This window comes from Quyinboa sediminis, from assembly GCF_042219855.1.
GTDB lineage: Bacteria > Bacteroidota > Bacteroidia > Bacteroidales > UBA5342 > JBHJHP01.
This window is the reverse complement of the sequence record NZ_JBHJHP010000005.1, coordinates 370842-383662: the sequence shown is the minus strand read 5'-3', so window position 1 is coordinate 383662 and position 12821 is coordinate 370842. Positions and strand designations below refer to the sequence as shown.

The following is a 12821-nucleotide window of genomic DNA, read 5'->3' as shown; positions in this document are numbered from 1 at the left end:
ATAACCCGTAATTATGACACACTTAAGAAATATTCTATCTATTTTATTTTTAATGTTCGGCGTATTCTATATTTCCGCCCAGAATAACGATACGCAGGAATCCTTTACTGTTACCGGAACAGTGTTTAACGGAGAAACAATGCAACCCATACAGGTGGCATCCATAAACGACGCAAACTATTCATCTGCCATAACAAAGGAGGATGGTACCTTTTCAATAAAAGTTAAATCCTATGATGATATTTTAACCGTTACATCTGAAGGATTTCAAACCAGAGAAATTATTCTGGGGGGAAGAGAAACTGTTGACATCTATTTGTATGAAACAGGTTTCAATTCATTTGACCAGGAAGTAAGACTGGCAGATTACAGTAAACCGCTGGCATATTCCACGCATGCGCTTGGCATCGTCGAGAATAAAACATCTTATTTTGATGCCTCAAAGAAAGGTGCAACATCTGCCGAATCTACCTTCGATGGTAAAATTGCCGGTTTGAATGTGATCACCAGGGATGGGAATCCGGGTTCCGGCTCAGATCTTTTTTTAAGGGGGTATTCGTCACTGAATGCTACAAATAAACCGCTGGTAATCGTGGATGGAATGATTTACGATATTGGTGAATATGGCACACCACTCATCAGTGGTGACAGATCAAATGCATTTGCAGGTATTGATGCAGACGATATTGAAAATATTACAGTCATAAAAGATGCGGCAGCCATTTACGGTGCCAAAGCAAGTAATGGTGTAATTCTGATCACAACAAATCATGCTACTGAGCAGGTCAACCAGATTACCTTCAGCATGAATGGCGGACTAAATATGGCGCCGAAGAATATTCCGTTAATGGAAGCCGATGACTACAGAATTTACCTGAATGAGATGTTATTATCAGCAGGCCTGAGCACTGACTCAGTATCCCGTTTACCTTTCATGAATAATGATCCCTCAAATTATGATTATGCAAAATACCATAATAATACGGATTGGCAGAAGGAAGTTTTTGCAAACAGCTACAGCAGCAACTATGGCGTGTTGATTAAGGGTGGTGATGATGTTGCACTTTATGCCCTGTCGGTTAATTATATGGATTATAACGGGACGATAAAAAATACAGACTTTTCACGTTTCAATATGCGTTTTAATTCTGATATTAATATTTCCAAAATATTTACACTGAATACCAACATCAGTTTTAACTATAACGACCGGAAATTAAAAAGCGGTTCAGGCATTACAACCACCGATAATCCGTTATTTGCAGCCAGAATAAAATCACCCTTTTTCTATCCAAACCAGATAGACGGAGGTATTATTACGCCGGTACTGGCAGATTATGATGCGCTGGGTGTCAGTAACCCTGTCGCCATAGTGAATGAGATGGAGCAGCAAAGTCTGGATTACAGAATTTTCGGTTCATTTAATTTTAATGTTAAACTGAGCGACCACCTTACCATTAGTGATCTCATCGGTCTTTCATTCAATAAAAGCAGGGAAAAAGTTTTTATTCCCGGTTACGGTATTTCACCTGAAGTTACAGAGATTGGTATTGTTTATAATAAAATGATGGAACGTGTTCTAAAGCATTCTGCAGTGAACAACGACTTCAGAATAAGATATAACAACAATTTTAATGGTTACCATTCACTGGTAGCTGTAGCAGGTGCACGCCTTAATATGAATCAGACCGAAGAAGACTGGGGAAGTGATTTTAATTCAGCAAGCGATCAGTTCAGAACCATCGGACAGGGTACGGCCAGATTCAGAAACAACGGTGGTTATATCGGAGACTGGAATAACATTACGTACTATGCTTTGGGGGAATATGCGTTTAAGAAAAAATATTTTGTCACTGTGAACATGGCTCTGGACGGATCTTCAAAGTTTGGTTCACAGGCTGATGGTATTAAACTGCATAATCATCAGTTTGGTTTCTTTCCATCTGTTGCAGGTGCATGGCTGATCACATCAGAACCTTTTATGAAAAATGTGACACTGCTTGATCTGTTTAAAATACGTGCAAGCTATGGTATCACAGGAAATGACGATATAGGCTTTTATGCCACTAAAAAGTATTATACCACACAACGCTTGTTAGCGGCCAAGGGTCTGGTTCGCGGAAATATCTGGAATCCCGAACTGAAATGGGAAACAAATAAAAAGACAAACCTGGGAGTTGATCTGGCACTTTTAAGAAACCGTATTTCGTTAAGTGCCGATTATTACATGAATACAACAGATGATATGCTGGAGTATATTCCGGTTGAATACTTTACCGGTTTTGATTATGTACTGGCCAACAATGGAAGTTTCAATACCAAAGGTATGGATCTGAGTTTAAATGCCCGTATCATCAATTCAAAACTGAAATGGGATTTAGGCATTACATATTCAAAATATCAGACAGAGGTTACAGCCGTTAATGACGGACGCAATGTAACAGGTGTTTATGGTGCCAGTATTTTAACTGAAGTAGGCCAGCAGTTAGGGGTCTTCTACGGCTTTAAGACGAGTGGCGTTTATGCTTCGCAGTCAGCTGCAGAATCTGCCGGTCTGGAAGCACTGTTGCCCAATACAAGTACGATGGCTTTCAGGGCAGGAGATGTTATTTTTGAAGATTACAAGGCAGATGGAATAATAGATAATCAGGATATGCAGGTTATCGGTGATCCAACGCCGGATTTCTTTGGCAGCGTGAATACACGTTTGCAATGGAAGGCCTTTACTCTGGATGCTTCCCTGGCGTTCAGCTATGGTAACGATGTATTTAATTATCTGCGTTATCAGCTGGAATCAATGCAGAACTTCAATAACCAGACTCAGGCGGTGATAAACAGATGGACCTATGATGGTCAGGTGACGAGTATTCCGAAAGCTGAATTTGCTGATCCCATAGGCAACAGCCGTTTCTCTGATCGTTGGATCGAGGATGGTTCATATGCACGACTGAGAGATGTGACACTGACTTACAAACTGCCGTTTAAGGCTAATTTCCTTAAAGGTTCAGAGGTTTATGTTACAGGTATAAACCTTCTGACGTTGACTGAATATAAAGGACTTGATCCGGAATTTAGTTTGTCCAACTCACCTCTGACCCGGGGGATTGATGTGGGAATGACTCCGCAGGTTCAATCATTTTTTGTAGGGGTGAGAGTTAAACTGTAATAAATTGATTTAGTAAACAGGTTATGAAACAAAAGATCGTTATGAAAAACCCGGAATTAAAACACAGTTCAGCATATTTAACTCTGGTTTCGGAATATAAAGTAATATCAGGCTCAATGAAAAAACGAATTATAAATATCCTGGGCACTGCAGGAATCATACTCATGGTATTGGGTACATGGTCCTGTTCAGACGTACTGGAGGTTAATCCGAGTGATGTACTGACTCCGGATCAGAATTACAGGGACATTTTTGATGCAAATTCGGCGGTACTCGGTGTATATGGTAAATTGCAGGAACTGGCACCACAATATGTCGTTCTTAATGAGTTACGTGCAGACTTAATGGCGGTCACCGTAAACGCGGATCATTACATGCGCGAAGTCTCCAGCCATAATGTAACGGCCGATAATCCATGGGTGGACCCTCAACCGTTTTTCTCACTGATTTTAAATTGTAATGATGTGATGAAGAACCTTAAAATTATGGTGGATGAGCATAAGATTTCCAGAGAAGAGTTTAATCCAAGATACTCTGATATCGCTGCGGTAAGAAGCTGGACATACCTTCAGCTTGCCATACATTATGGTCATGTACCGTATATCACTGAGCCTATAGATCAGCTAAGTGATATTGCTAAGATAGACCAGGGTGAATATCCCTTTTTATCGATTGATGCCATGGTTGATACACTGGTTAATTTTATGGAATCAATTCCGTATAAAGGGTTGTACACCGATCAGAACCTCTTGTTATCCAATAATGGTTTTAGTCCGCAGATAAGTTATATTGACAAGGAATTTCTTTTAGGTGAACTACACCTGTGGAATAACGATTATCTTCAGGCTGCATCCTATTATAAAAGAATTATGGAACGGTCTGTTGGTAATTATGACCGTTATAAGGTAGGAACCGACTTTTTTACCTTCAGTCATTACCACTGTGGTTATATACGGTATTATGAACATGACCTGAATAGTGTGGTGAATCACTGGGGAACACTGTTTTCAACTTATGGTAGCGGAGATTATTACGATGAGTGGATATGGGTAATGTATTACAGCAGTACCTATACACCGAGTCCTTTTATTGATCTGTTCTCGAACACCTATGGAAATTATTATTTCAAACCATCCAATCTGGTGGTTAGTGATTGGAAAAAGCAAATACAGCAGAACGGATTTCCGGGCGATTTCAGGGGAGATATTGAGGATGAAGATGGAAATTCAGGATCATATAAAACCATTAACGGACAACCGGTGATAACAAAATATATTTCGGATTTCGATCCGGACAATCCATATGACAAAAACGGGAAATGGTTCCTTTGGCGTTCGGCGGGTTTACACCTGAGATTTTGCGAGGCAACGAACAGGTTTGCGCAGGAAATGGGGGCAGATAACCTTACAGTAGACAGCCTGGAAGCAGATAACTGGCAAACAAATGAAGCACTGGCCTTGTATAAAGTATCGTATGCATTGCTTAACAACAGTTTCAGACCGAATTTTGAAACGGACGATCCGTCCAACGATTTTACGCAGAGACACCAGACGCATTTACCGTTTCCTTTCGATTTCGATGCCCGTAGTACAAGTATAAATGATAATCCACCGGCGGTACGTGCTTTGTGGTACAGGAACGAAGGAATACGTAACAGAGCTTATCTTGATAATGTTCCGTATTATCCTGAAAATATGGATTCGGTCGGGTTGATTGATTATCTGGAGGACAGAATTATTGAAGAGGATGCACTGGAACTTGCCTTTGAGGGACAACGCTGGGGAGATTTGGTAAGGATTGCCCTGCGCAGGGATGATCCTTCGTATCTGGCAGACAAAGTAGCGGATAAACTTGCTGCCGAGGGTAATGCTGATGCAGAAGCTGTGCGGGTGAAACTAAGCAGTGAGGAAAACTGGTGGCTACCACTGACAAAGAATAATAACACAGAACAATAAGTGAATTCCTGGCCCGGGAAAGGAAGGGTAAGAGTTTGATAGCTAATTATTAATCAAAATTAAAAAAGTATGAAGAATTTCTATTTTACGAAGTTGAAAATGATTACAACGGTAATGACGTTGTTCATTTCTATGGGCTTATTTGCTCAAAGTAATTTAACCTGGACTGGTGCAAACAGTTCAGAATTCACAGATCCTACGAACTGGGATCCACAGGGTAATATCGAAGGTAATAATATTGTTATGGGTCATGCAGATACTTATACTTATGAGTGTCTGATAAATGGAAGTGATGATGTAACAGTTGAAAATGTGACTCTATCGTCCTGGGTCATGGATACCACTGATACTGGTGATACTATTTGGCATGCACCAAGTGTTCTTAACATTAACATGGATCAGGGTACATGGTTTAATCAGGGAGCTGATGATAGTTGGACACCGCATGGAATTATGAATGTTACAGGTGGAAATTATTATTACAAGGATAATAAAACAATATATCTTCAGGATGATACTGCAACTCATATGAATTTTAATTGTGATACAGCAATTTTCAGGTTGTCATACTTTCTGTTTGCAAATCACAGTGGCGATATGGAGATTGGAGGTGTATTAACGGTTGCAGGACATACTTACATGGAAATTAGGGGAGATTTTGGAAGAATTCCCAAAAATAATCCTGCTGCTCCACCTTCAGTATACTTACTGGATGAAGCAACGATTAAAGTAACAGGTAGGAATATTGTACAGTATTTATCTGATTGTGTTGATTCAGGCCAGATTGTGACAAACAATGACAGAGATGTAGTTGTTAAGTATGATGCGCTGGAAAACAGCACCACGCTTTCAACCCGTTTAAAAGATGCCTTTGAAATTGAACCAACTGACAGACAGGTATTGATTGCTGGTGAAGAAGGTTCTATGATTGCAGCTATTCAGAATGACGGATTAGCAAGCATGGAATCTATTGAATGGAAATACGGTACCAGTGAAGGGGGCCCTTATGATCACTCATTTACTCCTGCTGAAAATAATGATACCATCTATCCGAATTTTACAGAATCAGGTAATTTCTATTTGGTACTTGAAGGCATGAAAGGAGGAAACGCATTTTATACAAATGAAGTTAACATACTTGTATCATCCAGTAAAGCAATTGTAACTCCGGATGCTGCTCAGAATATCCGTTTAGGTCAACAGGGCCAAATGTTAACCGTAACAGAAACACCTGCAGGAACGAGCAGAGAATGGAAATACAGCACAACACCTGGAGGACCTTACGAATCATTTAGTACTCAAGTAACTGGTACGGAATTTTCGCCTAACTTTACTGAGGTAGGGACATATTTTGTAGTTTGTATTTCTCAGATTGATGGTAGTGCAGAAACTTCAAAAGAAGTTCAGTTTAATATTCTCGCATCTAATGCCGGTGCAATGAACCTGACATTTACTGGTGCAGAATCCGATGATGCAGGCAATATGTTTAACTGGGATCCGGCAGCTTATATTAATAACAATAATCTGAAAGTTCCTGATGATATGCATCCTGTATTATCTTCTTCAGGTAATGATACTGTAGCTAATTTTGATGTTAGAATGGGTGCAACTTTTACAGTAAACAAACCAAGTTTAAATGATACACTGGTTTATACTGCAGACCATAACAGTTCTGATGGTTCTTATGTTATTGAGGGTGGAGTATTTGTGAAAACAAGGTCTTATTTCCGTTTATATTCACAATACACTACATTTACTGTAAAGAATGATGCTAAGGCATATATTTATGGAACAGCATTGTTATTAGGTGGTAGCGATAATCCTGCAAATGGTGCAAATATCATTATTCAGGATGATGCACAGTTTATTGTTGACACTGATAATGCTCCAGGACGTATTTCTGCTAATAAAGGTTATAGTGAAATGCGTTTAAGTGGTAATGCAAAATATATTTTTATGGGTGATTTAAGAAGTTCACTTACACCGCTATTAAGGCCACAGATCAGTGGAGAAGATACAACGTTCCACCAGAAATTTATCACACCTGAAGGATTTGAACCCTACCTGGTTTACGATCCGGTTGAGGATGTAACTACCGTTACTGCACGTGATTTAAGTGCACTGGCAATTGAACAGACTATCACACAGATTGTCGGTGTTGGGCAGGAAACAAATCCTTTATCACTGATCAATTCATCAGCATATACATCATTTGAGTGGCAGTATAGCAAAAGTGCTGCCGGACCATGGTCATCGTTCGAAACTCCTAAAACAGGAGAAACAGCAACGTTTGCATTTGATACTGCCGGTGTTGTATTTGTAAGATGTCTGGCTGATGGTTCAGTGGCATCCAGTAATGCTATTGCTGTAAGAACAGTGAAAATACCGGTATCTCCTGCTTCATATCAGAATATCGATCCGAATACCGATGGTACAACACTTTCTGTTGATCTTCCTGACGGTGTTACCGGTACAGAATGGAAATACTCAACAACTTCCGGTTCAGGTTATGAAGGATTCTTCCCGATTGCTCAGACCGATACATTCTATACACCAAACTTCTTTGATGTTGGAACATATTTTGTTGTATTTGAAGCTGTAACAACTGATGATAATGGTCAGGATGTCGTAGTGTACAGTAACGAAGTTACCATTAATGTAGGTAATGTTGCGATCGATAAAGTTAATCTGGGCAATGTTTCTGTATTCCCGAATCCGGCAAGAAGTGCATTCTATGTGGATGGTGGTGACCTGAAATCTTATCAGTTACAGGTTGTTAATCTGCAGGGTGCTGTCGTATTTAACAGATCTTACAATCAGGTAGACGGTCCACAGAAAGTGGATTTCAATAAATCTGGTTACTATCTCATAAAACTCGTAGCTGACGAAGGCGTTAAAGTCGGAAGTCTGGTTATCGAATAATACTTATTAAAGGAAAGCCTCCGGGCTTTCCTTTATTTTTTAATCAATTCTTGGTTTAGGGTGGGCTTATCTTCGATTGCTTTTTGACATTTTTCTGATCACACTGTTTTGCTTTCCCGTTTTATTCGCTTTTACATTTTCTCAGTATCTGATTATGAAAACTAAATTAATTTTTAAGTATTCGGCTTTTATATTTCTTTTTTTAACAGCAATTACCTTACAGGCGCAACGTAAAATGGAGGCGCTGGACCGTGGAGTAGTGGCTGTTAAAAAGGGGAATGGAGTTTACTTAAGCTGGCGAATCGCCGCTAACGAACTTAGAAATGTTGGGTTTAACATATATAAGGATGGGGTTAAAGTAACGGATGAACCGATATATGAATCTTCAAACTATACCGATGTTAATGGTACATCAGACACACATTATGCCGTAGCTGCAGTGGTGGATCAAACAGAGCAGGAAAAATCGGACGAGGTGAGTGTCTGGGGAGGTCAGTATCTCGAAATTCCCGTAGTCGCGATTAATGGTCGGTGGGATACCTACACAATAAACGATGCCTCAGTCGGAGATCTTGATGGAGACGGACAATACGAGGTTGTTGTAAAACGCTTACCTGTAAACACAGATCCTTCTGCAACAGATTATAACTTACTGGAAGCCTATAAACTTGATGGTACCCTGTTGTGGCGGATTAATTTAGGCCCTAACATTGCGAATGCAGTAGAAACCAATTTTTTGGTTTACGATTTTGATGGAGATGGAAAAGCTGAAATAGCCACCCGTACATCCGACGGAATGATAGACGGAACCGGTGTTAATATCGGAGACAGGGATAATGATGGTATTGTAAACTACAGGTATTCGTTAAAACTGAACTCAACCTATTACAGAATTGCGGGACCGGATTATATTTCAATTTTTGAAGGTGAAACCGGAAAAGAACTGGGCTGGGATATTTACATTGAGCGGGATCCTCTGGTTCAGTGGGGAAACCCCGGCATGAATGATGGTCAGCTGGCACACCGTGCAACAAAATGCATGTGGACAGTGGCCTATCTTGATGGGAAACATCCGAGTATGGTGAACAGCCGCGGTATATATCACAGAATAAAACTGGAGGCCTGGGACTGGAATGGAATTAACCTGACAAAACGCTGGGCCTGGGATAGTAACCCCGGGGGCACAGCAACTGTTTATACAGGACAGGGAAATCATCAGCTCAGTTGTGCAGACGTTGATGATGACGGGTGTGATGAGATTATCTATGGATCTATGACGGTTGATAATGATGGAACCGGACTGTATTCGGCACGCACTGGTCATGGTGATGCCTTGCATGTGGGGGATATGGATCCTGACCGGCCCGGTCTTGAAATATGGGATTGCCTCGAAAACAGCTCCGACTGGGGAGCTACCTTCAGGGATGCAAGGACCGGAGAAATTCTTATCCGCTATCACTCCAACAGGGATTGCGGACGATGTGCCGCTGGCGATATAAATCCCGATTATAAAGGCTATGAATTGTGGGCAGCCACTGAATGCCCTATGTATGATCCGGCAGGTCATGTAGTTGGATCAAACAATGTTCCACAAAATTTTATGATTTGGTGGGATGGAGACCTGTCAAGAGAATTCCTTACAGATGCTAATTTTTCATCCGATTTAGGATACGGAATACCTGATATTTCCAAGTACAATACTGAAACAAAGGATAATTACTCCATATTCAGGGCAAATGGTACAGCTACCAACAACTGGACAAAAGGTACCCCCTGCCTTCAGGCAGATGTGATAGGTGACTGGCGTGAGGAAATCGTTGTACGTACACCGGATAATAATGCCATGAGGATCTATACAACCACAATGCCCACGGACCAGAGAATTCCGACTTTGATGCATGAGCCTCAATACAGAATCGCAATCTCATGGCAGAATAATGCCTACAATCAGCCACCTCATCCGGGTATATATTTAGGCACAGAAACACAGGACATTCCACCGTATCCGTTCAGTAACGGTGAGCTGGTTTGGAAAAACGGGCCGGATTGGAATACCACATCATCGAACTGGCTTGATGAAGATGAAAACCCCATGAATTATACGGACGGTGCTGATGTGTTATTTGATTATAACGGAGATAACGCTTCACCTGTAAATGTTGCTCAAACATTAAAACCACACAGCTTAAGAGTACAGTCACAGAATGACTACACATTTGAAGGCGCTGGTCAACTCAGTGGTCATATGGAACTTTTAAAAGCAGGTACCGGTACTTTAACACTTTCGAACACATCAAATAATTATTCCGGTGAAACCATGGTTTACTATGGCACACTGCAGCTGAAATCAAATCTTGATTCCAGCCATGTTACCGTATGCAGGTTTGGAACACTTTATGCCGGAGATACGCTGGGAAATGGATTATGGGTTAAAACGGATGCCAGCTTCTCTCCCGGTTCAGAAGCCGGAGAGGCTGTAAGGATCGCAATAAATAATAATCTGACGCTACAGGATGGTGCGAAGGTTTATTTTGATCTAAGTGGTGATCCCAATGCAGGAACAGGATCAAACGATCAGATTGTTGTTTCAGGGAATGTCAGTGCAGTTGGCACCTGCAGACTCATTTTTAATCGTCTTGATGGTGTGTTGAATCCCGGTTCATATGAGCTGATTACGTTTAGTGGAAGCTTTAATGGTTCAGCAGAAAACTTTTCTATTGAAGGAATTCCCGATGTGGCATGTGAACTGAAAATCGTAAACCAAAGCCTGGTACTTAACGTGCTTGAGGTTAGAACGTCCACAAAGCTGGTTTGGAATGGAAATTCCAGTAATGTTTGGGATTTTGCCGGTGATAAAAACTGGTTGAATGGAGACCAACAGGATTGGTTCCTGGGAAATGATACCGTTATATTTAATGAGACAGGTGAAAATCAGAATAATGTTAATATCACTGAAGATGTTCCTGTGAGTGGCATCCTTGTTGATGGGGCTTCCAATTATAGCTTTTCAGGTTCAGGAAAAATTTCAGGGATGGGTGGTTTAGTTAAAAACGGAGCGGGGAAATTATTTTTAAAACTGTTAAACACCTACGAAGGCCCAACGGTGCTCAATGGAGGAATGACTGAAGTTGCACAACTTGCAGATGCCGGCAAAGAAAGTCCGCTGGGAGCTGCTTCCACAGATGCAGCAAATCTCGTTATTAACGGTGCCATTTTAAGAATAAATGGATTGAATTCAACAACGGACAGAGGTATGACTTTCGGCCCAAACAATGGTACATTATACATTGATGCGCTTACCCAGCTTGAAATGACCGGTGCAATGACCGGCGAGGGAGCACTGATAAAAGATGGTGACGGAACTTTGTCACTTTATAATGGCAATACATATTCAGGCGGCACTGTTATTAATAATGGTTTACTTAAACTGGCTTCAGAAACGGCTGCCATCGAAGGTCTCGGTTCAGGTCTGGTCACATTGAAAAATGCAACCTTACAGATGTTCAATAATACAGGGTCAGATACAAAAATGTACTGGAACCTTGATGTGCCCGCAGGGTTTAACGCGACGCTGAACCTGGACGGCCGGTGTGCATGGTATGGTAATCTGACAGGAAGCGGAGCCCTGGAGATTTATACACCGTACATCAGGTCTGATTTGATGGGGGACTGGTCGGGCTTTACAGGCGACATCAATGTATCAACAGATAATGACGGAGGCTGGCTCATCCTTGGCAATACGGCAGGTTACGGACAAAGTACCATTCATCTGGAAGATAAGGTAACAGCATTGTATGCCAATACGGAGGATGCCGTAATTGAGATCGGCGAATTGACCGGTATTTCAGGCTCTGTATTAGGATCTGGTGGTCAGGGCAGCAATACGATTACATGGAAAATTGGCGGCAAGAATACCAGCTTTACCTTTGACGGAAGAATTAATAATGATCAGTATAAGAATTCCGGCTCTCAGGCTGCTGTCATAAAAGCCGGATCTGGCAGATGGACACTTACCGGTAATAATACATACACCGGAGGAACGGTAATTGAAAAAGGTGCCATTCTGGTAGAAAACAATAGCGGAAGTGCAACGGGGGCTGGCCCTGTTGATGTGAACGGTGGTGGTTTACTGGGCGGTTCGGGAACCGTTTCGGGCGATGTTACGGTTAAGGCAAATGGTTATATATCGCCCGGAAATGCGTCGGGTATCGGTAGTATGAATCTTGGAGGTGATCTTACAGTTGAAAGCGGAGGGTACATATTTGCAAAGGTTGATGCCGCTAATAATACAGCTGATATTGCCGCTGTTTCCGGTTCAGTCAATCTGAATGGAGCAAAAATTTATCTGAACAGGATTAACGGAACATATGCTGCCGGCAATCACTTTAAAGTATTACAGGCCTCAGAAATCATCGGTTCTGTTGATGGTGTGATCCCAAGCTCACCCGGTGAAGGACTCTACTGGGATTTATCACTGATAAATACCGGTATCGTCAAGGTTACCAATACAGTGGCAATTAATGAGACTAAAACCGATCCGGTTGTGGTTTATCCTAACCCATCAAAAGGTATGGTAGCTGTCGATTTGAGCGGTTATACTAAAAATGGCTATCTCACTGTTGAGACCTTGACAGGAAAAGTGATATATGCAACTTCTGTAAACGGTGGTACATCGCATACGTTGGATTTAAGACATGCCGATAAAGGTATTTATTTGTTAAAAATACAGTTCGGTGATGAAAAATTGGTTAATAACCTCATCATTAACTGATCAAAGT

4 protein-coding genes are annotated in these 12821 nt (G+C 41.2%); all 4 read left to right on the top strand.

Annotated elements, in window-relative coordinates:
• The first annotated feature begins 13 nt into the window (after positions 1 to 13).
• The 4 genes from ACE1EF_RS14095 (at position 14) to ACE1EF_RS14080 (ending at position 12814) form a co-directional block, all read left to right on the top strand.
• Complete coding sequence (locus ACE1EF_RS14095) at positions 14 to 3166, top strand: SusC/RagA family TonB-linked outer membrane protein (RefSeq protein ID WP_375721322.1); 3153 nt, start codon at positions 14 to 16, stop codon at positions 3164 to 3166.
• A gap of 116 nt (positions 3167 to 3282) precedes the next feature.
• Positions 3283 to 5121, top strand: a complete 1839-nt coding sequence (locus ACE1EF_RS14090; protein WP_375721321.1) for a RagB/SusD family nutrient uptake outer membrane protein — start codon at positions 3283 to 3285, stop codon at positions 5119 to 5121.
• Between the two features lie 69 nt (positions 5122 to 5190).
• The gene (locus ACE1EF_RS14085) at positions 5191 to 8043 is read left to right on the top strand and encodes a T9SS type A sorting domain-containing protein (RefSeq protein ID WP_375721320.1); all 2853 of its coding nucleotides are present in this window, start codon (positions 5191 to 5193) and stop codon (positions 8041 to 8043) included.
• Positions 8044 to 8197: 154 nt separating this feature from the next.
• Positions 8198 to 12814, top strand: a complete 4617-nt coding sequence (locus ACE1EF_RS14080; protein WP_375721319.1) for a rhamnogalacturonan lyase family protein — start codon at positions 8198 to 8200, stop codon at positions 12812 to 12814.
• Positions 12815 to 12821 lie beyond the last annotated feature (7 nt).

Coding starts and splice junctions, on each gene's coding strand:
- ACE1EF_RS14095 (WP_375721322.1), top strand. CDS start 14: ATGACACACTTAAGAAATATTCTATCTATTTTATTTTTAATGTTCGGC.
- ACE1EF_RS14085 (WP_375721320.1), top strand. CDS start 5,191: ATGAAGAATTTCTATTTTACGAAGTTGAAAATGATTACAACGGTAATG.
- ACE1EF_RS14080 (WP_375721319.1), top strand. CDS start 8,198: ATGAAAACTAAATTAATTTTTAAGTATTCGGCTTTTATATTTCTTTTT.
- ACE1EF_RS14090 (WP_375721321.1), top strand. CDS start 3,283: ATGAAAAAACGAATTATAAATATCCTGGGCACTGCAGGAATCATACTC.